The following is a 22,468-nucleotide window of genomic DNA, read 5'->3' as shown; positions in this document are numbered from 1 at the left end:
TCTCGAAAAGGCATTTTTAAAAACCTAACTTTAAAACTAACTCAAAAAATTATTGTTTCATCAGTTTCAGCGTAGCTTCTCTGTCTTGAGCATCTACTACTTTAACGATGTATATTCCTTGATTCAGATTTTCAATTGAATACTGATATTCTTTATTGAAATCTCCTTTAAATTCTTTAATTAATTGTCCGGCAATCGAATAAATCGACACTTGTTTGGTCTCGGCACTGATGCTGAAAAGTCCTCTCGACGGATTTGGATATAGCGCTACAGTTTTTGTGTTGAAATCAGTTCTTTCCAACAAGGCCTGTTTGTTTCCAAAAATTCTAAACCCGTCAATCTCAATTGGAATAGCCATATTTACATCGGTCACCGTTATCGGCGTGCCATCCATCAAATTGTACCATGTTCCTGCATAAGGAAATCCAGCAGAAGCATTATATATTGTATTTGTAGCATTGGTCAGGACAAAAACATAACTCAAATTCTCTGTTTGCGAAGTGCTTGTCCAAATATCAAGTCTTGGTCTTCCGGTCTGAGAAAAGTTCCAAGCATGCGTTCCGTTTTCAAAAACATTTTCATTCTTTTTGAAAGCGATCATTTTTGTCCAATCGTCATATACTTTTTTTCTGGCCACATCAGCAAGCCAATTGCTTGTCCATTGAGGTTGCGGTTTTGTATCTAGCTTGCAATCGCCAGCCGTTGCGTCAGAAGGCGTATTTACTGTTCCGTTATTGCATGTAAAAATAGAGCTGTTGTAGCCCAAGTCTCCAAAATGATAGATCATCTTAGGTCCAGGCACTAGCAAATGAAGAGCGCCCATTGCAGACAATCTTGTCAATATTTTTGGCAAGTTTCCGTTAGTCTGACCTGATTCTGTAAGTGCTTTATACACTACTCTTTCTTCGTCATGGCTTTCGGCATAACCGATAAATCTGTCAGTAGCATCTGCAACACCGGCAAGATTTGTACTGTTTCCTTTTAAGAAATTGGCATATGGGTCGGTCATTTTTCTCCATTGCATGATTCCTTTGGAAATTCCGTCAGCATCGCCTGTTTTTCTATAATTGGCCCATTCTACTTCTTCATTGTAAGAGCCGCCAGTTCCTAAATGTTCAAAGATTACATAGAAATTTGGGTCGATAGCCCATTGCAAATCTGCATAGTATTTCAATTTTGCAACACGGTCTGCTTGGTAATTATTGGTACACGCATCTTGAGCGGAAGCACTTCCAGTGTACGGACAATTTTGCGTAAATCCTTTGGTCAAATCCCATCGGAAGCCATCTATTTTGAAATCGTTGATCCAATGCTGTATTGTTCTTTGGACATAATAGCTTGTAAGATTGTTCGGCTCGTTAAAATGATCCAAGTCTCTTCCTACGCTGTACGAATGCATTGCGTTTTGATTGCAATATGGATTTTCAGGCGTAACTCCATTTGCCCAGCCGTCGTTGTCTGTATCGAGCATCCACATTCTTTCTAATGGTGAACGTCCATATACGTGATTAAGAGCAACGTCAAAAATTACGGCAATACCGTTTTGGTGGCATAAGTCAATAAATTCTTTCAGCTTTGCTTCGGTTCCATATCTTTTATCCAAAGCCAGATGATAAACTGTATTATAACCCCAGCTTTCGTTGCCTTCAAATTCCATAACCGGCATGAGCTGGATTGCGTTTATCTTAAGGTTCTTAAAATAATCAATCTTGTCGATTAGGTTTTGGTAGGTTCTGTTAGCATCAAAGTCTCTTACCAAAACTTCATAGATTACTAAGTCCTTTTTGCTTGGTTTCACAAAATTAGTTGTCGCTGGACTCCAATTGTAATTATAGAATGCTGTAGGTCCGGTTTGCAGAACGGTAACTTCTCTTTCTTGGCCGGCAGGATATATCGGCAAGTTTGGATAAACGCCCAAAGTAGCTATTTCTGGATCATCAAACGGACTCAAGACCAATGTAGAAAACGGATCTGCCGTCTTTACCAAAGCAGGTGAATTCGCAGGAAGATCAGTCTGATCACAAACCCAATATTGATAGGTGTATGCTGTTCCAGAAGTCAGTCCTGTTACTTCAAGCCAAAATTTTCCGGATGTTGGATCTTTTTTCATGGCATAAGCTCCAGAAGGTTGCCAGTTATTAAAACTTCCCGCTACATATACGAAATCTTTGTTTGGAGCATTTAAAACCAGCGTAGCCTTTGTCGGATCTGCAGGATTATAATTGACTCCGTCGTTCATTCCCGAGGGCAGGGCTTCGCTAATGGCGCCAGGATTTACAATAACTGAAAAGTTTTTTATAATCGTAGTGCCTGCTTGGGTCACTTCCAGGGAATAGTTTTGGTTGGAAGTAATTCCTGTGTGATTAAATGAATAACTTGCCGTGCTTGCGTTTGTATTAATCGTCGCTCCATTGGATTTTAGCACATAGCTGGCATTACCGCCTGTATTGGTTGCTGAAATCGTAAAATTGCTACCCGATGCAAGTATCGTACTGCTGTTTTGAACTGGGGCCGTCAAGTTGACTTGAAAAGTTCCAACTTCTACTAAAATGTCTTGAGATTTTTTATCTCCGTTGCCGTTTTTAGCTTTGATCAGAAATCCTATTCTTCCGATGCCTGTCCTGTTGTAAAATGTATTAGGCACAAAAGTTATGGAATATCTATCGGTTCCAGCATTATAAGTCAGCCTATTGGCTTCGTTTGAATTATCCCAAGATCCATTCGTAGGGCAATCGGCATTGTTTTGATCATTGAGATCGAAAGACCACGACCAAAGGTAAAGCGCATTGCCTGTCACTCCCCACGTTGCTTCATTGATACTGCTTCCGTTGAAGGTTAAAGTGATTGATTGGTTTTCTTCAAAGGTTGTCGGAGCCACAGTATAAGTAACTGTTTGTTGTTGCGACCACGCAGAGGAAACCATCAATAAAAATAATAGCGTAATTTTTTTCATCTTATCTTAATTAAAAAAAGGCCGCCTGAAATCGGGCAGCCTTTATTTTTTGTTTTTATAAGCCTCCTACAATAGCTGTACCATCAAAATTAATGGTCAGTTCTAGGTTGGCTGTTCCTCCTGCTACCGTAAAGTTTGGCGCATCAGGATTGTAAGCTACTTTCGGATCGCTGTTACCGACATTAAATTTCCAAGCATTGCTTGCAATATAATTTCCTGCGTTTGCTGCTCTGAATTTCATTTCTCCAGCGCTAAGCGGAGCAGAGATTGTAAATTTATTAGCTGCGAAATTATAAGTCATAGCGGTTTCATTGTCCCATGCTCCTGCAGTTGCTGAACCAATGATTCCCCAATTCATCTTAACCGATTTGTATTTTAGGTTATCGATATCAACCCAAACATAATACAAACCTACTCCATCTGTTTCTGCAACTTTAATATCTCCACTGTCGCCTCCATTCTTAAGATTTCCATCTTGAACACCTCCGATGGTTCCATAATTACCATTATCCCAGGTTCCTTGTTCTCCGATAAACTTGAAGCCAGCTGGAGAGCCATCGTCATTCAGACCTACTTTTACATAGGCTTCAAATATCTTTGTAGTTCCATTACCAATATATCTCATAGGAATTGCTGTTGTATTATCCCATTGGTTCAGTCCGTAATATTGCTGTGAGTTACCAACAAAAAATAAAACTGGATCAAGTGCAACATACGGAGTTACTGATATAACGGCAACATTACTATATAAGGGTTCAAAAGTAGCATTAACGCTAGCTTTTACCCTAACTTCATAATTTCCTTGTACAAAGGCTTCACCTCCGGCACCCATTACTGCTGCGTTTAGAGTTTCAACAGATACAGATAATTGATTTGCTCCAATTACAGAGCCTAAGGAACGTGGATTTGCAAATTCATTTCCTGCTGCATCTAACTGAAGTTCATAATTAATCGCAACACTTTGATCAAAGTTTGCTGATGTCCACACGAAACGTTCTGCTTGGTTTGCAGCATTTTCTAAAAGAAGTGTATAGGAATTAGCTCCTTCTGGGGCAACAAGTACTGGTGCATCTTTTGCCGTAATTACCGGCCTGTCTTCCACATCGTCTGAGCTACAAGAAACAGCCAAGACAGCGAATAATGCAATTAGTGATTTTGTTATATTTTTCATATTTATGAGTTTTATTTTATTAATATCCTGTATTTTGTACTAAAGTTGGATTAGCTGCTTTTGCTCTATCCGGAATTGGGAACAATTTCAAGTGATCTGAAATAGGCGCTCCATTGGCAGAGTTGCCTTTCCATTGCCACAGATAAGAACCTCCTGTGAATTTTCCAAAGCGAATCAAATCTTGACGTCTGTGGCATTCCCAATACAATTCTCTTGATCTTTCTGCTAGGATAAAATCTAAAGTAAGATCGGCTTGACCTACAGTTCCGGCATTCGCTCTGGTTCTCAAAGCATTCACATAAGTTACAGCTTGCGATAATGAACCATGGCCTCTGGCTGCTAATTCAGCATACATTAAGTAAGCATCTCCCAAACGGAATAGTGGAAAATCTGTATCTACAAATGCTCCTGAAGGGTTAGAACCATTTGAACCGTCTGATTTTTTATTTGTCCATTTTGTTACGCCATAGCCTTGAGTCTCATCTGCAATACTTGCGATGTCCAAACTCTGACCCGTGGTGTGGAACATCGCCCTGTTGTCTGAAGCTCCAGTTACATCGGCAAACTTGTTTACCAACTCTCTTCTAGCTCTTAGTCCTTTCCATCCACCATCGACACCGAAGTCGCTGGCATTCATTGAGCTTAGGATAGAAGCATGAACTAAATAATTAGTCCCACCACTTGTAGTATATTGTCCGTCAAAACGCACAGGGAAAATAAATTCATTTTGTGCACCATTCACGTCATTATCTGCCATGAAGAGGTATTTGTAAGGAACATTTGCAATCTGATAGCTTGAATTTAAAACTGGCTCTAGCGCAGTTGCTGCTTCCGCATATTTATCTTGTCCGATATATACTTCTGCATTCAAATACAATTTAGCCAAAAGCATTTTTGCTGCAATTTTGTCTACCCTGCCATATTCGTTGGTTCTTGATTCTTTCAAATCGGCATCAATAGCAATCAACTCATCTTTTATGTAATTGAAAACTTCAAGCTTCTCTCTCTGCTGCGGATAGAAGAAACCAACAGGATCATTTTCTGTAACGATCGGAACTTTACCAAATAAATCCATAGCATGATACAGTGATAATGCTCTCAGGAATCTAGCTTCTGCTCTGTATGATGGCATATCGCTTAAAATGGCCGGATCTACATTTCTGCTTCCTATTTTTTCTGGAGTTGACTGTCTTAGAAACTCATTGGCCAAACTGATTTGGTAAAAAGTTCTAGAGTACATCACATAAATGAATTCATTGTTACTTGTCCATGTATGAGTATTCATCGAAGGCAAATTACCATCCTGCCATGCAATTACAGATTCGTCTGTTGGCAATTGCTGCAAAGTATAGAAAGCTCTCAAATATGGACTAAAGTCATTTCTAATTCCTGCCAAATCTTCTCCGCCATCTCCTTCACCGTTTCCGGCTTTTGCTAAGCCTAGGTAAAGTTTTGCCAAGAACATTCTATATGCTTGAGGATTTTCGTAGAATTTTTCAGCTGTGAAATCGTCATCGTCTTCTGGCGTCACATCTAAATCATCCGTACAAGAAATGCCTATTGCCAAAATAATCAGCAACAACAAGGCTTTCTTCCCTAATAAATCTAACATTTTTTTCATTTTCATATTTTTTTAAAAATCTAAATTAAATCCTAACATAAACATTCTTGGTCTTGGATAAATTGTCTTATCAATACCTCCAAAAATTTCAGGATCTACTCCGTCATAATCCGTAATCGTAAATACGTTTTGAACGGCTCCATAGATTCGAAGTTTTGATTTCTCTGTTGCAAACGGGTTTCGTACCGTATATCCTAATGTGATGTTGTCTAATTTAAACCATGAAGCATTTTGGACATAGTAGTCTGAGAAAAGTCTATTGTTTCCTTCTAATAGGAAGCCAGAGTTTAAATAATCTGAATTAATGTTACTGATTACGTCATTATAACGAACTCCTGCCTGTAATACGCCTTTATTAGAAGCAACGTTGTTATACATGTAGTTGCCTAAGCTAGCTCTCCATGCAAAAGAAAGATCAAATTGCTTATAGCTCATGTTGTTCATCATACCAAACGTAAAGTCTGCATTTGGTTTTTTATATCTGTATTGATCGGCTGTTGAGATAACACCATCTTGGTTTCTATCTACATAAACACCTTCTACCGGTTTTCCGTTTGAATCGTAAACCTGTTCGTATACATAAAATGCGTTTGGATTGTATCCTACTGAGTTAATTTGGATTTTATTACCGCCACCACCATCGATATCACCTACAGCATTGTCAGAAGGAATGTCTGTAATTTCTTGGTCGTTATAAGTAGCATTGAATGTTGAAGTCCAATTAAAGCCTTCTCCTCTAAAAATATCATAGCTTACACTAAACTCGATACCTTTTGTAGTAAAGTCTCCATAATTTCTGAATCCTTCGTTGGCCAAGTTGGCGCCATCAGGAAAAGGAACTCTTGCCAGAAGGTCTGTTGATTTCTTTTCATACAAATCCAAAGAACCTCTTAGGCTGTTGTTGAAAAAGCCATAATCGATACCAATGTTTCTGGTTTCAGTTTCTTCCCATTTCAAACCTTTGTTATAACCTTCAGGTCTTCCTACTGGAACGAAAACATTTCCAAACTGATATTGTGCCTGTGTAGTTCCTGTTGTATATCTTTCAATATAAGCGAAACCATCATTAATGTCTTGTTGTCCTGTAATACCCCAACCTAACCTTAATTTCAAGTCAGAGATAACGCTTACGTCTTTCAAGAAACTTTCTTGAGAGATTTTCCAAGCAAATGCTGCTCCTGGGAAGTTACCCCATCTGTTTTCTTTAGAAAATCTAGACGTTCCGTCTCTTCTGTAGTTAAGCGTCAATAAGTATTTATCATCGTATCCTAAGTTCATTCTTCCGAAATAAGACTGTAAGTTTACGGTTGGTCTTGTGAATACGTCAGGTTGCGCATTTGGATCGTATACGTTTCCTGTAGAGAAACCCACCCATTTGAAGTTTTGGTACGAGTAACCTCCTGTAACATCTAAATTGAATTTGCCAATTTCTTTAGTATAAACTAAATAAGCATCTAATAATTTATTCTCTTTGTTCTCATTAAAGTAGGTATGAGAACCAAAATTTTGGTAAGTTCCACCACTATAACTTCCTGTTTGGAAACCTGCCGGGCTGAAAGGCGCCAACGTATTTGTTCCGTTACCATCCTGTTTGTCGAAACCAACATTTACGACAGCCCTGATATCTTCAAAGAAATGTAGTTTATAATCTACTTGAAAATTACCATACATTTTACGGTTGTCTGTAACGTTTCTTCTTTGGTTTAATAAAGACACTGGATTTTGCTGTGCACCTGTCACAACTCTATCTCCATCTGGTTCAAGCCATTCGAAATAGCCTCCAAAATAAGAAGTAGGATCATAAACTGATTGTGTAGGATCGAAACTTAACGCATTTCCGATGGCTCCTTCTTCTGCAAAGCGGTTATCTTGCCAAGAAATATTGGCATTCAAATTAATTTTTAAATGATTGTCAAAGAAAGAAGGGTTTAACGCTATCGAAGTCGTTGTTCTTTTAAATTCTCCTGTTCTTAATAAACCCGGAATTGAAGTATAACCAATAGATAACCTAGCTGGCATTACTCCAAATAAGTTTCCTCGGATAGAAAGATTGTTGTCTACCGACATGCTTGTTTGGAAAATTTCATCTTGCCAATCAGTATTAGCAGTTCCTAGCAAACCAATCTGTGTCGGATTCCCAACTTGATTTACTAATGCTCTAAATTGGTCGGCCGACAAAACATCAACTTTTTTGGCTAACGTATTTACAGTTGTTACCGAGTTGAAAGATACTTGCATTTCACCTTGACTACCTTTTTTAGTCGTAATAATGATAACCCCATTAGAGGCACGAGAACCGTAGATTGCGGTAGCAGAAGCATCTTTTAAGATAGAGAAAGATTCAATATCATTTGGGTTAATTGAAGAAAGCTTGCTCGTTGCTCCACCACTATCTTCATTGTCAAGAGGAAGACCGTCAATTACAATTAATGGGTCATTTTTAGCATTCAATGAAGATCCTCCACGAATTCTGATTGTAGAGCCCGAACCCGGTGCACCGCCCGTTGAAATAGTCAAACCAGCAACTCTACCGTTTAGTAGATTTTCGGCTGTCGCATTTAACCCGCGGTTAAAATCTTTTGAAGAAATTACTTCTACAGCACCTGTAGCATCTTTCTTCTTAACAGATCCATATCCTACAACTACAACCTCATCCAATTGTGAAGCATCTTCTTGCAAAACAACACTAATAGTGTTTTGTGAAGAATAGGTAATCGTAGTGGATTTGTATCCTAAAAAAGAGAAAGAAATTACGTCCCCAGCCTTCACTCCTGAAAGCGTGAAATTTCCGTCAAAATCTGTTGTAGCTCCGTTCGTTCCGCCTTGGACAGTCACACTGACTCCCGGTAACGGCAATCCTGAAACTTCATCCCTGACATTACCATTTAATGTGTTCTGTGCCAGCACACTAAACGGAAGCAGCAGTACTAAAAGCAACAACTTTTTATAAATTGTTTTCATACATTTTGTTTAGGTTAAAATTGAGTTTGTTTACCTTATATTTTTACTTCGAATGTTAAATTTATGTAAATATTTAAGAGAAAAAAATCGTTTTCGTAAAAGCACCTACCGAAAACGTTTGCGTGTTGAAAACTTTATTGAATGCGTAGATTTTTCGGCTAAAAAACGCTATTAATAAAAATTAAATTTATCTTTATTCAGAAATATTTACTTGATATTAAATACCATGCGAAGAAAAGTCACGCTAAAGCAAATTGCCAAAGAGTTAGATGTCTCTATTTCTACTGTCTCAAAATCCCTCAGAGACAGCCCCGAAATCAGCGAAGATACGCGTCAAAAAGTGCAGGCTTTTGCCAAATTGTACAACTACAAACCTAACCTGATTGCCTTAAGCTTAAAGAACAAAAAAACCAAGACAATCGGCATCATTATTCCTGAGATTGTCCATCACTTTTTTGCCACCGTAATTAGCGGTATCGAGCATGTTGCCAACGAACATGGTTATAATGTTATCGTAACCTTATCTGATGAATCTTTTGATAAAGAAGTCATCAATATGGAAATGCTCGCGAACGGTAGCATTGATGGATTTATCATGTCGCTTTCTAAAGAGACCCAACACAAAAAAGACTTCCACCACATTACCGAAGTCATCAACCAAGGAATGCCTGTTGTTATGTTCGACCGCGTGACCAATGACATCTTGTGCGACAAGGTTATTATAGATGATAATCTGGCCGCTTATGAAGCAGTACAAAACTTAATAGATAAAGGATTCAAAAAAATAGCGTTGATTACTACAGTCGATTATGTGAGTGTCGGAAAATTAAGGACTGACGGATACATCAAAGCGTTAAAGACAAACAATATAGTTGTCGATCCTAAATTGATTCTCAAAATCGAAGATATCGACATCTGCGACCATCAGATAGAAGAACTGATAGCTAATAATGAAATCGACGCTGTATTTGCCGTAAACGAATTGTTCGCCGTAACAGCTATCAAGGCAGCCAAAAAAATAAACCTAAAAGTGCCAGACGACATATCGGTTATCGGATTCACAGATGGTATTATTTCCAAATATTCATCGCCAAGCATTACCACGGTAAGCCAAAACGGAATAAAAATGGGCGGAAAAGCAGCCAAAATGCTTATCGAAAGGCTAGAATCTGAAGAGGAAGAAGACGAGCATTACAAAACAGAAGTTATAGAAACTCACTTGGTTTTGAGAGAATCTACGCCATCGTTGTAGTTCATATTAACAAACTGAAAATCAAATAAATAAAAACAGTATTTTTCATTTCTGCTAATTGTTAAATATCTGAAAATTAATTTTAGGCATAAAAAAATTATATATTTGTATCAATTATCAACGCTTATATTTTTACTTCGAACGAAAGATTAAGTCTTGATAAGCAATAACGCTTATCGTATATAAATCAACAAATTACGATAATGAAAAAGCGTAAATTAAGTTTCTTCGATATCTGGAACATGAGTTTTGGATATTTGGGAATACAAATGGGATTTGCCTTGCAAAATGCAAATGCCAGTAGAATTCTGCAGATCTTCGGAGCCGACGTACATAGTCTATCGTGGTTTTGGATTGTAGCCCCTTTGATGGGACTGATTGTCCAGCCGATTATCGGACATTATAGCGACAGAACTTGGACGCGTTTCGGCAGAAGAAAACCTTACTTTTTAATCGGATCAATTTTAGCAGCTATAGGATTAATCCTGATGCCGCAATCTGCTATGCTTACCGCTTTCATGCCTGCTCTTTGGGTCGGTGCCGGAATGCTAATGATCATGGATGCTTCATTTAATATTGCAATGGAACCTTTCCGAGCTTTAGTAGCCGACCTGCTTCCTGCCGATCAAAGAACGTTAGGATTTAGTGTTCAAACAGCTTTAATTGGTTTTGGCGCAGTCATTGGTTCTTGGCTTCCATACGCATTGAGCAACTGGTTTGGTGTTTCTAGTGAAGCTAATCCTGGCGAAGTCCCGTACCATCTTATTTTATCCTTTATTATTGGAGCTTTTGTTTTGGTAGGAGCTGTATTATTGACCGTTTCTACAACTAGAGAGTATTCTCCCGAAGAACTAGAAGCTTTTGACAAAGCCGAAGGAATTGTCCATGAAAAAGAAGAAAAAGCCAGCCTGCTGAATATTTTTGACGACTTCAGGAACATGCCTCAAACCATGAGACAATTAGGTTGGGTGCAATTCTTTTCGTGGTTTGCCTTATTTGGAATGTGGGTTTTTACCACTCCAGCCATAGCGCATCATGTCTATAACCTCCCGCTCGAAGACACGCACAGCAAAACCTACCAAGAAGCTGGCGATTGGGTTGGAATTATATTTGGAGTCTACAATGCCGTTTCTGCTGTCTTCGCCTTCTTTTTGCCAGCAATTGCGAAAAAGATTGGACGAAAATCTACACATGCTTTTTCATTAATCGTAGGAGGAATCGGACTGATTTCAGTCTATTTTGTTCCGAATCCTAATTGGTTGATTGTTTCAATGATTGGTGTCGGAATCGCTTGGGCCAGCATTTTGGCCATGCCTTATGCTATTCTTTCGGGTTCCATTCCGGCCAAAAAAATGGGCGTCTACATGGGAATTTTCAATTTCTTTATTGTAGTTCCTCAAATCATCAACGCCATCATCGGCGGTCCTATCGTTAAATACATTTATGGTGGAAACCCTATCTATGCCATCGTAACCAGTGGAGTTGCCTTTATCATTGCAGCCTTATTTGCCTTCCGCGTAAAAGATGAAGACGACACCGTAAAATTATAATACCTTGAAAACAAAAGCATTTATATTCGATCTTGACGGAGTAATCGTCGACACCGCCAAATACCACTATCTGGCTTGGCAGAAAATTGCAAACCAGCTCGGAATCGAATTTACACCAGAACATAACGAAGGACTAAAAGGCGTGAGCCGAGTTCGCTCCTTAGATCTTATCCTTGAATTAGGAAAAATCGAAGCCAGCCAAGAGAATAAAGACAAATGGCTTGTGGAAAAAAACGAAGACTATCTCTCTTATTTAGTAGATATGGACGAAAGCGAAATTCTAATAGGAGTGGTGCCCGTCCTTCATTATCTAAAAGAGAATAAGCAGCTGATAGCTTTAGGCTCGGCAAGTAAAAATGCAAGGCCTATTCTAGAAAAAACCGGAATCATCCACTATTTTGACGTTATTGTAGACGGCAACGATGTCTCAAATGCTAAGCCCGACCCTGAGGTTTTCTTAAGAGCCGCAGCTTTATTGAATATGGCGCCGGAAAATGCTATTGTTTTTGAAGATTCAGTAGCCGGAATTCAAGCCGCAAATATTGCGCACATGACAAGCGTAGGAATTGGAGATGCTAACATCCTGCATGAAGCTGCATATATCTTCCCTGATTTTGCGCACATAGAAACAAATTTCATAGAAACTTTAGTGAATAAATAAAATGAACCAAGATTATATAGTACCAAATAATTGGTCCGTCATAGAAGAAGGATTTGATGCCGAAAGAGTAAAATCATCAGAAAGTTTATTCAGCATCGGAAACGGCGCTATGGGCCAACGCGCCAATTTCGAAGAAAATTATTCCGGCGAGACTTTCCAAGGAAGCTATATTGCCGGGATCTATTATCCAGACAAGACAAAAGTAGGCTGGTGGAAAAATGGCTATCCGGAATATTTCGCAAAAGTATTGAACGCTCCAAACTGGATCGGAATTGAAATTGAAATTAATGGAGAAGATTTCGACCTAAATACTTGCCTTGAAGTTAAAAATTTCGAGCGCGAATTAAACATGAAAGAAGGCTGGTATCACCGTTCTTTTGAAGCCACCTTAAAAAACGGAACAGAAATAAAAGTAGACGTGCGCCGTTTTCTTTCTTTAGATTCTGATGAATTAGGCGTCATCAATTATGAAATCACGCCGTTGAACAAAGATGCCAAAATTGTCTACAAACCTTACATTGATGCCGGCGTCAAAAATGAAGATGCGAACTGGGAAGAAAAATTCTGGGAACCGTTAGAAACAAAACATTCTGATAATGAAGCATTCGTTGTTGCCAGAACATTCAAAACGCATTTTAATGTGGCGACCTACATGTCGAACAGCATCTTTTTAAATCATAAAAATTTAAATAGTTCTCCTGTAAAAGTAGATGCTTCAGCAGATAAAATTCAGTTTGCCTATGAAGTAGAAGTTGCTAGCGGCCAAAAATCATCCATTCAGAAATTTGGAGGATATACGGTTTCCTTAAATCATGGAAATTCAGAATTAATCTCCGCTGCCGCTAAAGTAATTGCTGCCGCTAAAGCAAAAGGCTATGAAGCGTTATTGCAAGAACAGATTGAAGCCTGGTCAAAAATCTGGGAAATGTCAGACATTACCATCGACGGCGATGTAAAAGCACAACAAGGCATCCGTTTTAATATTTTCCAATTGAACCAGACGTACTTAGGCAAGGATTCCCGTCTAAATATAGGGCCTAAAGGTTTTACAGGAGAAAAATATGGCGGTTCCACCTATTGGGACACTGAGGCCTATTGCATCCCGTTTTATATGGCGACCAAAGACCAGCAGGTCGCTCGAAATCTACTGACGTACCGATACAACCAATTGGACAAAGCGATTGAAAATGCTGAAAAATTAGGCTTTACCAACGGTGCTGCTCTATATCCGATGGTAACCATGAATGGTGAAGAATGCCACAACGAATGGGAAATTACCTTTGAAGAAATCCACAGAAATGGCGCGATTGCTTTTGCTATTTTCAACTATTTCAGATTTACTGGAGATTACAGCTACATTCCGGAAAAAGGATTAGAAGTTTTAATCGCTATTGCCCGCTTTTGGCACCAAAGAGCGACTTTTTCAACACATAAAGACCAATTTGTCATCCTTGGTGTTACAGGACCAAACGAATACGAAAACAACGTCAATAACAATTTCTACACCAACTATCTTGCCAAATGGTGCATCAATTATACCATCGAACAGATTGAAAAAGTAGAAAAAGAATATGCTTCCGACTATTCCAGAATCCTTTCGAAAGTAAATCTAGATGCTGCCGAAATAGTTCATTGGAAAAAAGTAGCAGACAAAATGTACCTCCCTTTTTCAGAAGAACACGATGTTTATTTGCAACAGGACGGCTTTTTGGATAAAGAACTCGTAAAAGTCCATGATTTGGATAAAAGCCAAAGACCAATCAATCAAAAATGGTCGTGGGACCGAATCCTTCGTTCTCCATACATCAAACAAGCAGACGTATTGCAAGGTTTTTATTTTTTCGAAGACCATTTTTCAAAAGAACAATTGGAAAAACATTTTGATTTTTATGAACCTTTTACAGTGCATGAATCTTCGCTTTCGCCTTGCGTACATTCGATCCAAGCGGCAAATTTGGGCAGAATGGAGCAAGCCTATACCTTCTACTTGAGAACTTCGCGTCTAGATTTAGATGATTATAACAAAGAAGTCGAAGAAGGCTGTCACATCACAAGCATGGCCGGAACGTGGATGAGCATTGTCGAAGGTTTCGGAGGAATGCGTGTCAAAAACGATGCATTGCATTTCGAGCCAAAAATACCAGAACAATGGCAAGGCTATTCATTTAAAATCAATTTCAGAAACCAGATATTGCAAGTTTTTGTCAATGCGAATGAAACTAAATTCACATTAGAAGGAACCCAAGAACTTACCGTTTATGTCAACGGAAAAGCAGTATTGGTACAACCGAATACTTTGGTTACCGTATAAATAAATCACCACCCACCCTTTCAGAGTTTCAGACTCTGAAAGGGTTTTTAAATAAAAAAGTATGAACTTCAAAAAAAACCTAAGCCTGCTGGTACTGTTTTTATCTGTTTCTGCCTTCGCTCAAATTGATAAAATGGAACCTCCTTTTTGGTATGCCGGAATGCATAATCCAGAACTTCAGATTATGTTTTACGGAAAAAACATCGCACAATACGAGGCCTCTGTTTCCAATAATGTAGTAATCAAAAACGTGGTAAAAACTGAAAATCCTAACTACATTTTCATCACCATCGACACAAAAAATACTCCTGCTTCTGATTTTGTCTTTTCTTTCAAAAACAAGGTAGCTTTTACAAAAAAATACACGCTGAAAGCAAGACGCCCAAATTCGGCACAACGCAAAAGTTTTGACTCATCTGATATGATCTACTTGATCATGCCGGATCGCTTTGCCAATGGAAACCCAAATAACGACACCGACAAATCGCTTAACGAAAAAGCCGACAGAAATACTCCTGGAGGGCGTCATGGCGGAGATATCGAAGGAATCATAAAACATCTAGACTATCTGGAAGAATTAGGAGTCACAGCACTTTGGAGCACGCCGCTTTGCGAAGACAATGATAAAACGCATTCCTACCATACTTATGGACAATCGGATGTCTATAGAATTGACCCTCGTTATGGAACGAATGAAGATTATGCTCGCCTTTCGGCAGAATTGAAAAAGCGAAACATGAAATTAATCAAAGATTATGTGACAAACCATTGGGGTGCTGAGCATTGGATGTATAAAGATTTGCCGACTTATGACTGGGTACATCAATTTCCAGGATTTTCGCAGTCGAACTATCGAATGACAACACAATTCGACACTAATGCTTCGGCTATAGATGCTAAAAATTGCATGGACGGTTGGTTTGTTCCGTCAATGCCCGATCTAAATCAGTCGAATCCTTTAGTCTTAAATTATCTAATTCAAAACGCAATCTGGTGGATCGAATATGCCGATTTAGATGGTTTTAGAGTAGATACCTATTCGTATAACGATAAAGTCGGAATTGCAAAATGGACCAAAGCTATCACCGACGAATATCCTTATTTCAACATTGTTGGCGAAGTCTGGATGCATGACCAAGCCCAGATGTCCTATTGGCAAAAAGACAGTCCGATAAGCGCTATCCAAAGTTACAATTCTTATCTGCCAAGCGTCATGGATTTTACGCTGCATGATGCTTTCGGAAGTGTTTTCAACGAAGACAAAGCTTCTTGGAACGACGGTATGATTAAAGTGTATGACAATTTTGCTAATGATTTCTTGTATGCAAACACAAATAATCTGTTGACATTTATTGAAAATCACGACACTGGAAGATTCAACCAAATCTATAAAAACGATTTCAAGAAATACCAGATGGCCATGGCCTTGATTGCTACTGTTCGTGGAATTCCGCAGACGTATTACGGCTCTGAAATTGGCATGGCAGGCGACAAAGGAAAAGGCGATGCAGACATCCGACAAGATTTCCCAGGTGGCTGGAATGGCGATAAAAACAATGCGTTTGTCAAATCTGGAAGAACAGAAGAGCAAAACAAGTTTTTTGATTTTACGTCTAAGTTATTCCAATGGAGAAAGAACAAAACCGTTATTCATTCTGGAAAAATGACACACTATATTCCAGAAGACAACATATATGTGTATTTCAGATATGACGACAAAGAAACTGTAATGGTGGTCATCAATAATACTGTGGAAACCAAAACATTTAAGACAAAGCGTTTCCAAGAAAACATCAAAAATTTCACTGCTGGAAAAGATATCTTGACAGGAAAATCAATCGATATAAAGAATGAGATTTCTTTAGAAGGAAAATCGGTCTTGATCTTAGAATTAAATTAATTTTAAAAACATACTCATGAAAAGAATATTCTTTTTAGCGCTGACGCTAGCTTTCATCAGCTGTAAAGACGACAAAAAAGCAGAAGAAACAACAGCTGAAAAAACAGAAACTATCGCTCCTATATCTGATGCGACAGCTGAAAATGCCGTTATTTATGAAGCCAACATTCGCCAATATTCTCCAGAAGGGACGTTTAATGCTTTCACGAAAGACATCCCTGAACTGAAAAAATTAGGTGTAAAAGTCATCTGGTTGATGCCCATCTATCCTATTTCTATGAAAAATAGGAAAGCCACTGGAGATCTTTCCGTCGAAGACATCAAAGACCCGAAAAAAAAAGCAAAATATTTAGGAAGCGCTTATGCCATTTCTGATTATACAGCCATAAATCCAGATTACGGTACTAAAGAAGATTTCAGAAATCTGGTAAAAACAGCCCATGAAAATGGTATGTATGTTATTTTGGACTGGGTGGCCAACCACACTGGATGGGACCACAAGTGGATTACCGAACATCCGGAATATTACCATAAAAATGCCAAAGGCGAAGTGACCGATCCGCTAAATCCTGAGACAGGAAAATCATGGGGCTGGACAGACGTGGCGCATTTGAATTATGCCAGCAAAGAATTGCACGAAGCCATGAAGAATGAAATGCTCTATTGGGTTAAAAATGAAAATATCGACGGTTTCCGTTGTGATGTTGCCGATAATGTGCCAGCCGAATTTTGGCAAAAAACAATTCCAGAATTAAAAAAGGTAAAACCTGTTTTCATGCTGATGGAATCTAACAAAAATTATCTTCTAAAAGACGGACTTTTCGATATGGGTTATGGTTGGGAAGCGCATCACGTGATGAACGATATCAACAAAGGCACAAAAACCGTAAAAGATTTAGATAACGTAATTGCGAAAATTGGCAAAGAATACGAGAAAAACGACTTCTTCATGAACTTTACGTCCAATCACGACGAAAATTCTTGGAACGGAACCGAATACGAAAGAATGGGAGACGGCGTAGAAGCTTTTACCGCTTTGACCTATCTGCTGCCTGGAATGCCTTTGATCTACACAGGCCAAGAATATGACCTGAACCGCAGGTTGAAATTCTTCGAAAAAGACTCAATTCCGAAAGCAAAAACAAAAATGTTTTCTATCTACGAAAAATTAGGTGCTTTAAAAAACAGCAACATTGCGCTGAACGGAGGAAAAAATGCCGCTTCTTACAAACGTCTGGCGACTTCAGCAGACACCAATATTCTTGCTTTTGAAAGAGGGAAAGAAAATGAAAAAGTGTTCTTTATAGGCAATTTATCTAAAAAAGACCAAGAATTTACGGCTCCAGTTGAAGGAACTTATACCAATTACATGACAGGCGAAAAGGTAACTTTGGCAAAAGATCAGAAGTTCAATTTCAAACCTTGGCAATATTATATTTTGGTTAAATAAAAAAGCGTTAATTATTATTTAGAATGTTTAAAAATGCTAATTTAGTATCTCCGTAAAATAACTTAGCATTTTTAGATATGGCCTTTGAATATATAGAAATAGAAAGGGTTGAAAGACTTACCAAAAAAGAGTTTATCGAAAACTATTATAAGCCTCAAAAACCTGTAGTAATCACGAATCAGATTGAAGATTGGCCCGCTTTTTCTAAGTGGAATTTCAAATTCTTGAGAGAGGTTGCCGGAGATAAGACAGTTCCGCTGTACGATAGCCGAAAGACGGATTATACCAAAAAAGTAAACGAGCCCGATTTCACGATGACTATGTCAGAGTATATTGATATTCTTGAAAAAGGCCCGACTGATTTGCGTATTTTTCTATACAACCTCATGAAAGACGTTCCTTCAATGAAAGACGATATGAAATGGCCGCAATTGGGACTCCGATTGATAAAAAGTTTGCCGTTAGTGTTTTTTGGAGGCGAGAATGCCAAAGTTTTCATGCATTATGATATTGATTTCCCGAATATTTTTCATATCCATTTCGAAGGGAAAAAACAGTGCGTACTCGTAGATCCAAAAGAAACTAAATACATGTACCGCCTTCCCTATTCTTGGATCTGCAATGAAGATATCGACTTTGACAATCCTGATTTCGAGAAATTTCCGGCACTCAAGATGGTAAAGCCTTACATCACGAATCTGCAGCACGGCGAAATGCTCTATATGCCCGAAGGCTGGTGGCATTACATGAAATACCTAACGCCAGGATTTTCGCTAAGTTTGCGTTCATTGGCAGGAAGACCGAGCAATTTGCTAAAAGGCTTAGCAAATGTAGCCGTCATACGCTACTATGATAACTGGATGCGGAAACGCAAGGGTCAGGCTTGGCTGGATTATAAAGATGCCGAAGCCATACGCAGGACAAACGAACTTCTCAAATAATTTAAATGCCCAGCAAAATTTGCTGGGCATTTTTATTTTAGACCATGGCAATCCATCCTTAAACTTTGCCCAACATTTCCAAAAGCGTTACTTTTACCAAATAAAACCGGCTCTTGAAAAAAACACTCAACATCGGACATCGCGGTGCCAAAGGCCATGAGCCTGAAAACACGCTTCCTTCTTTCCAAAAAGCATTAGATCTGAATGTTGATGGAATTGAATTGGACGTTCATGTCTGCAAGACCGGCGAGCTTATCGTTATCCATGATTTCACTGTCGACAGGACTACAAATGGTTCTGGAACCGTATCAGAGTTAACCCTTTCTGAGATAAAAGCGTTACGTATTAACGACCATATTGAAGTGCCTACTTTAGAAGAAGTTTTGGAATTAGTCGGCAAAAAATGCCTGATTAATATTGAATTGAAAGGTCGCCACACAGCTAAACCCGTTTCACACCTTATTGAAAAATATATTCTTGAAAAAGAGTACAAATACGAAGATTTTATCGTTTCCAGCTTCCAAAGAGAAGAACTAGAAATGATGTATCTCATCAATCCAAAAATTCATCTAGGCGTTTTATCTCAAGCGAGTGTCACACAAGCTTTAGAATGGGCGACAGCGTTTTCAGCCAAAGCCATTCATCCACATTTTAGCCTTTTGACAGAAGAAAACGTACAAAAAACGCAAGAGCAAGGTTTCAAAATCTATACTTGGACCATCAATGAAACTGAAGATATCGAGAGAATAAAAACCTATAACATTGACGGAATCATCACTGATTTCCCAGAAAGAATATGAGCCAAAATTTTGACATAATCATCGTAGGCGGCGGAGCCGGAGGTTTTTTTACAGCCATAAACTGTGCAGAAAAGAATCCGAAATTAAAGATTGCCATACTAGAACGCGGCAAAGAAGTGTTGACAAAAGTCAGGATTTCTGGCGGGGGAAGATGCAATGTAACACATGCTTGTTTTGAACCTAACGAATTGGTAAAGTTTTATCCCCGTGGCGAAAAAGAGCTTCGCGGCCCGTTTCATCAGTTTTGTTCTGGTGATACGATTGAATGGTTTCAAAAACACGGCGTGGAATTAAAAACTGAAGACGACGGACGCATGTTTCCCGTTTCCAATTCGTCTCAGACCATTATTGATTGTTTTACGACAGCCACAAAAAAATTAGGCATTCAAGTCTTGACTGGACAAAGCGTGCAATCTATTTATAAATCCGAAACTCCTGATGGAAATTTTTGGAAAGTCGAAACCCAGAACGAAAAATACCTCTGCGAAAAATTAGTTTTGGCTACAGGAAGCAATCCGAAAATGTGGGAAATGCTCCAAGAATTTGGACATTCCGTCGTAAGTCCGGTGCCATCTCTATTTACGTTTAACATCAAAGATCCTCGCATCAAAGAATTGCCAGGCGTTTCGGCACAAGTTTCCGTAAAAGTCAAAGACACTAAATTGACTTCAACCGGACCATTATTAGTCACGCATTGGGGAATGAGCGGTCCGGCCATCTTGAAATTATCTGCATGGGGAGCCCGAATCTTGTTTGAGAAAAATTACCAGTTTACCATTTTCGTCAACTGGTTGAATGATATTGATGCTGAAGATGCAGAAATTATCCTGAAAGATTTAAAACAAGAACATTCCAAAAAAACAGTTTCAAAGAAATCACCTTTTGAGTTTCCGAATCGTTTATGGGAAAGCTTGGTTTTGGCCTCAGGAATTTCCGAAGAAACAAAATGGGCTGATTTATCTAAAAATCAACTACAAAATCTAACAAACCAACTTACAAATGCGCAATTTCAAGTCAATGGAAAAAGTACTTTTAAAGAAGAATTTGTTACTGCAGGCGGAATTGATCTAAAAGAAATTAATTTTAAGACGATGGAAAGTAAAATCCATCAAAATCTTTATTTCGCTGGAGAAATCACGAATATCGATGCGATTACAGGCGGGTTTAATTTCCAAAATGCTTGGACAAGCGGCTTTATCGTTGCCAATTCAATTTAGATTACTGATTCAGCCACCAAATACTCGCATTCAAAACCGTCGCAAAACTTACCCAAAGCAGATAAGGAACAAATAAATACCCTGAAAATTTATTGATTCTCACGAACTTTATATACGTTTCATAAATCATCAACCAAAGCAAGACAATCTCGACTAAAGCCAACAGTGGGTTTTTTAATCCGAAAAACAAATACGACCACAAGGCATTCAGTGCTAATTGGATGGCAAAAAATTTCATTGCTTTTTTGACTTCTTCTTTTCTTGAGGAATCGATTTCATGCCAAACAAGGCCTCCGGCAATTCCCATCATGATATATAGCGTTGTCCAAACAGGTGCAAAAAGCCAGTTTGGCGGATTAAAGCTTGGTTTTTGAATCGTTGGAAACCAGCTTTCAACAGCCGTACGCGTTACAAGACTTGAAAAGTAGCCTACAGCCAGACAGGTTACGACCAAAACTAAAATTCGTGTGTATTTATTCATCTTTCCTTTTTTTATCAAAATTAAGTTATTTTCACAGATTAGCCCTAATGCCAATCTGCTATTTGGCTAAAAAAAGTATCTTTGCGCAAATTCATGACTATGATTTCTGAAAAGGATTTTATTCCGTCAAACTATACGCATTCAATAGAAAAAGGACTTTATAAATGGAGCGCTCCGAGCAACATTGCTTTGGTGAAATATTGGGGTAAAAAAGACCATCAGATCCCTGCCAATCCCTCCATCAGTTTTACATTAAACAACTGCAAGACCTTGACTTCTTTAGCTTTTGAAAAAAAAGAAGGAAATGACAATTTTTCATTTGACTTATTGTTTGAAGGTAAACCGAAAGAAGATTTCAAACCAAAAATCCAGAAATTTTTTGAACGAATAGAACAATACCTTCCTTTCCTAAAAGAATATCATTTTACGATAAATACTGAAAATACGTTTCCGCACAGCTCCGGAATTGCCTCTTCCGCGTCTGGAATGGCCGCCTTGGCTGTTAATTTGATGAGCCTTGAAAAAGAGCTCAATTCAGAAATGACCGAAGAGTATTTCTTTCAAAAAGCCTCATTTTTAGCAAGATTAGGTTCTGGCAGTGCCTGCAGAAGCGTAAAAGGAAATGTGGTCATTTGGGGAAATCACAACGATATTGACGGAAGCTCTGATTTATTTGGAGTAGAATTCCCAAACAAAATTCATGAAAATTTCAAGAACTACCAAGACACTATTTTATTAGTTGACAAGGGCGAGAAACAAGTTTCGAGCACAGTCGGACACGATTTGATGCACCATCATCCGTATGCCGAAAGACGATTTAAGCAGGCCCATGAGAATCTTTCTAAAATAAAAGCAATCCTTGAATCTGGAAACCTTCAAGAATTCATCAAGATTGTAGAAAGCGAGGCTTTGACCTTACATGCCATGATGCTAACATCAATGCCGTATTATATCTTGATGAAGCCGAATACGCTGGAAATTATCAATCGTATCTGGAAATTTAGGAACGAGACCAATATTCCGGTATGTTTTACGTTAGATGCTGGAGCCAACGTCCATGTTTTATATCCCGAAAACGTTAGAGAAGAAGTTTTAGAATTAATTAAGAATGAATTAGTTGGCTTTTGCCAAAACTCGCAATATATTTGCGACGAAATTGGATTTGGCGCAAAAAAGTTGTAATTTTAACAAAATTCCAG

15 protein-coding genes are annotated in these 22,468 nt (G+C 38.5%); 10 read left to right on the top strand and 5 right to left on the bottom strand.

Annotated elements, in window-relative coordinates:
• Positions 1-49: 49 nt before the first annotated feature.
• From CLV94_RS08940 to CLV94_RS08925, 4 genes are read right to left on the bottom strand one after another with little or no spacing between them, the layout of a single operon-like run.
• Positions 50-2,953: an alpha-amylase family glycosyl hydrolase gene (locus tag CLV94_RS08940; RefSeq protein ID WP_121376048.1), complete on the bottom strand. Its 2,904-nt coding sequence runs from the start codon at positions 2,951-2,953 to the stop codon at positions 50-52.
• Between the two features lie 55 nt (positions 2,954-3,008).
• Positions 3,009-4,124: a SusE domain-containing protein gene (locus CLV94_RS08935; RefSeq protein ID WP_121376047.1), complete on the bottom strand. Its 1,116-nt coding sequence runs from the start codon at positions 4,122-4,124 to the stop codon at positions 3,009-3,011.
• A 19-nt stretch (positions 4,125-4,143) separates the two neighbouring features.
• Entirely contained in the window at positions 4,144-5,745 is a 1,602-nt protein-coding gene (locus tag CLV94_RS08930; RefSeq protein ID WP_121376046.1) for a RagB/SusD family nutrient uptake outer membrane protein, read from the bottom strand.
• A 12-nt stretch (positions 5,746-5,757) separates the two neighbouring features.
• Positions 5,758-8,706 carry a SusC/RagA family TonB-linked outer membrane protein gene (locus tag CLV94_RS08925; RefSeq protein WP_121376045.1) on the bottom strand — a complete coding sequence of 983 codons (2,949 nt, stop codon included), beginning with the start codon at positions 8,704-8,706 and terminating at the stop codon, positions 5,758-5,760.
• Between the two features lie 226 nt (positions 8,707-8,932).
• Between CLV94_RS08925 and CLV94_RS08920 the strand changes: the two genes are divergently transcribed.
• From CLV94_RS08920 to CLV94_RS08880, 9 genes are all read left to right on the top strand, one after another.
• Complete coding sequence (locus CLV94_RS08920; RefSeq protein ID WP_121376044.1) at positions 8,933-9,958, top strand: LacI family DNA-binding transcriptional regulator; 1,026 nt, start codon at positions 8,933-8,935, stop codon at positions 9,956-9,958.
• Positions 9,959-10,161: 203 nt separating this feature from the next.
• A complete protein-coding gene (locus CLV94_RS08915) occupies positions 10,162-11,508 on the top strand; it encodes an MFS transporter (protein WP_121376043.1) in 1,347 nt (448 codons plus the stop codon).
• A 4-nt stretch (positions 11,509-11,512) separates the two neighbouring features.
• Complete coding sequence (gene pgmB / locus CLV94_RS08910; RefSeq protein ID WP_121376042.1) at positions 11,513-12,169, top strand: beta-phosphoglucomutase; 657 nt, start codon at positions 11,513-11,515, stop codon at positions 12,167-12,169.
• 1 nt (position 12,170) lies between these two features.
• On the top strand, positions 12,171-14,480 hold the full coding sequence (locus tag CLV94_RS08905) for a glycoside hydrolase family 65 protein (RefSeq protein ID WP_121376041.1): 2,310 nt from the start codon (positions 12,171-12,173) through the stop codon (positions 14,478-14,480).
• A gap of 61 nt (positions 14,481-14,541) precedes the next feature.
• Entirely contained in the window at positions 14,542-16,380 is a 1,839-nt protein-coding gene (locus tag CLV94_RS08900) for a glycoside hydrolase family 13 protein (protein ID WP_121376040.1), read from the top strand.
• A 16-nt stretch (positions 16,381-16,396) separates the two neighbouring features.
• Entirely contained in the window at positions 16,397-17,830 is a 1,434-nt protein-coding gene (locus CLV94_RS08895) for an alpha-amylase family glycosyl hydrolase (RefSeq protein ID WP_121376039.1), read from the top strand.
• A 77-nt stretch (positions 17,831-17,907) separates the two neighbouring features.
• On the top strand, positions 17,908-18,771 hold the full coding sequence (locus CLV94_RS08890; RefSeq protein WP_121376038.1) for a cupin-like domain-containing protein: 864 nt from the start codon (positions 17,908-17,910) through the stop codon (positions 18,769-18,771).
• A gap of 113 nt (positions 18,772-18,884) precedes the next feature.
• Positions 18,885-19,571 (top strand): glycerophosphodiester phosphodiesterase, encoded by a 687-nt coding sequence (locus CLV94_RS08885; RefSeq protein WP_121376037.1) that lies wholly within the window; start codon positions 18,885-18,887, stop codon positions 19,569-19,571.
• A complete protein-coding gene (locus tag CLV94_RS08880; protein ID WP_121376036.1) occupies positions 19,568-20,788 on the top strand; it encodes a BaiN/RdsA family NAD(P)/FAD-dependent oxidoreductase in 1,221 nt (406 codons plus the stop codon). The genes CLV94_RS08885 and CLV94_RS08880 overlap by 4 nt, the downstream gene beginning before the upstream one ends.
• A gap of 1 nt (position 20,789) precedes the next feature.
• On the opposite strand, the gene CLV94_RS08875 is transcribed toward CLV94_RS08880, so the two are convergent.
• Complete coding sequence (locus CLV94_RS08875; protein WP_121376274.1) at positions 20,790-21,269, bottom strand: TspO/MBR family protein; 480 nt, start codon at positions 21,267-21,269, stop codon at positions 20,790-20,792.
• Between the two features lie 99 nt (positions 21,270-21,368).
• Here CLV94_RS08875 and CLV94_RS08870 point away from each other — a divergent pair, with 99 nt between their 5' ends.
• Positions 21,369-22,451 carry a diphosphomevalonate/mevalonate 3,5-bisphosphate decarboxylase family protein gene (locus CLV94_RS08870; RefSeq protein WP_121376035.1) on the top strand — a complete coding sequence of 361 codons (1,083 nt, stop codon included), beginning with the start codon at positions 21,369-21,371 and terminating at the stop codon, positions 22,449-22,451.
• The last annotated feature ends 17 nt before the right edge of the window (positions 22,452-22,468 follow it).

This window comes from Flavobacterium endophyticum (assembly GCF_003634455.1).
Taxonomy (GTDB): domain Bacteria; phylum Bacteroidota; class Bacteroidia; order Flavobacteriales; family Flavobacteriaceae; genus Flavobacterium; species Flavobacterium endophyticum.
Note: the sequence above shows the minus strand (reverse complement) of the source record. Positions and strands in the feature narration are given on the sequence as shown.

What these genes read in the sequence shown, in the direction of transcription:
- CLV94_RS08880 (WP_121376036.1), top strand. Translation starts at nt 19,568, where the DNA reads ATGAGCCAAAATTTTGACATAATCATCGTAGGCGGCGGAGCCGGAGGT.
- CLV94_RS08935 (WP_121376047.1), bottom strand. Translation starts at nt 4,124, where the DNA reads ATGAAAAATATAACAAAATCACTAATTGCATTATTCGCTGTCTTGGCT.
- CLV94_RS08875 (WP_121376274.1), bottom strand. Translation starts at nt 21,269, where the DNA reads ATGAATAAATACACACGAATTTTAGTTTTGGTCGTAACCTGTCTGGCT.
- CLV94_RS08930 (WP_121376046.1), bottom strand. Translation starts at nt 5,745, where the DNA reads ATGAAAAAAATGTTAGATTTATTAGGGAAGAAAGCCTTGTTGTTGCTG.
- CLV94_RS08915 (WP_121376043.1), top strand. Translation starts at nt 10,162, where the DNA reads ATGAAAAAGCGTAAATTAAGTTTCTTCGATATCTGGAACATGAGTTTT.
- CLV94_RS08940 (WP_121376048.1), bottom strand. Translation starts at nt 2,953, where the DNA reads ATGAAAAAAATTACGCTATTATTTTTATTGATGGTTTCCTCTGCGTGG.
- CLV94_RS08925 (WP_121376045.1), bottom strand. Translation starts at nt 8,706, where the DNA reads ATGAAAACAATTTATAAAAAGTTGTTGCTTTTAGTACTGCTGCTTCCG.
- CLV94_RS08900 (WP_121376040.1), top strand. Translation starts at nt 14,542, where the DNA reads ATGAACTTCAAAAAAAACCTAAGCCTGCTGGTACTGTTTTTATCTGTT.
- CLV94_RS08870 (WP_121376035.1), top strand. Translation starts at nt 21,369, where the DNA reads ATGATTTCTGAAAAGGATTTTATTCCGTCAAACTATACGCATTCAATA.
- CLV94_RS08895 (WP_121376039.1), top strand. Translation starts at nt 16,397, where the DNA reads ATGAAAAGAATATTCTTTTTAGCGCTGACGCTAGCTTTCATCAGCTGT.
- CLV94_RS08905 (WP_121376041.1), top strand. Translation starts at nt 12,171, where the DNA reads ATGAACCAAGATTATATAGTACCAAATAATTGGTCCGTCATAGAAGAA.
- CLV94_RS08890 (WP_121376038.1), top strand. Translation starts at nt 17,908, where the DNA reads ATGGCCTTTGAATATATAGAAATAGAAAGGGTTGAAAGACTTACCAAA.
- CLV94_RS08920 (WP_121376044.1), top strand. Translation starts at nt 8,933, where the DNA reads ATGCGAAGAAAAGTCACGCTAAAGCAAATTGCCAAAGAGTTAGATGTC.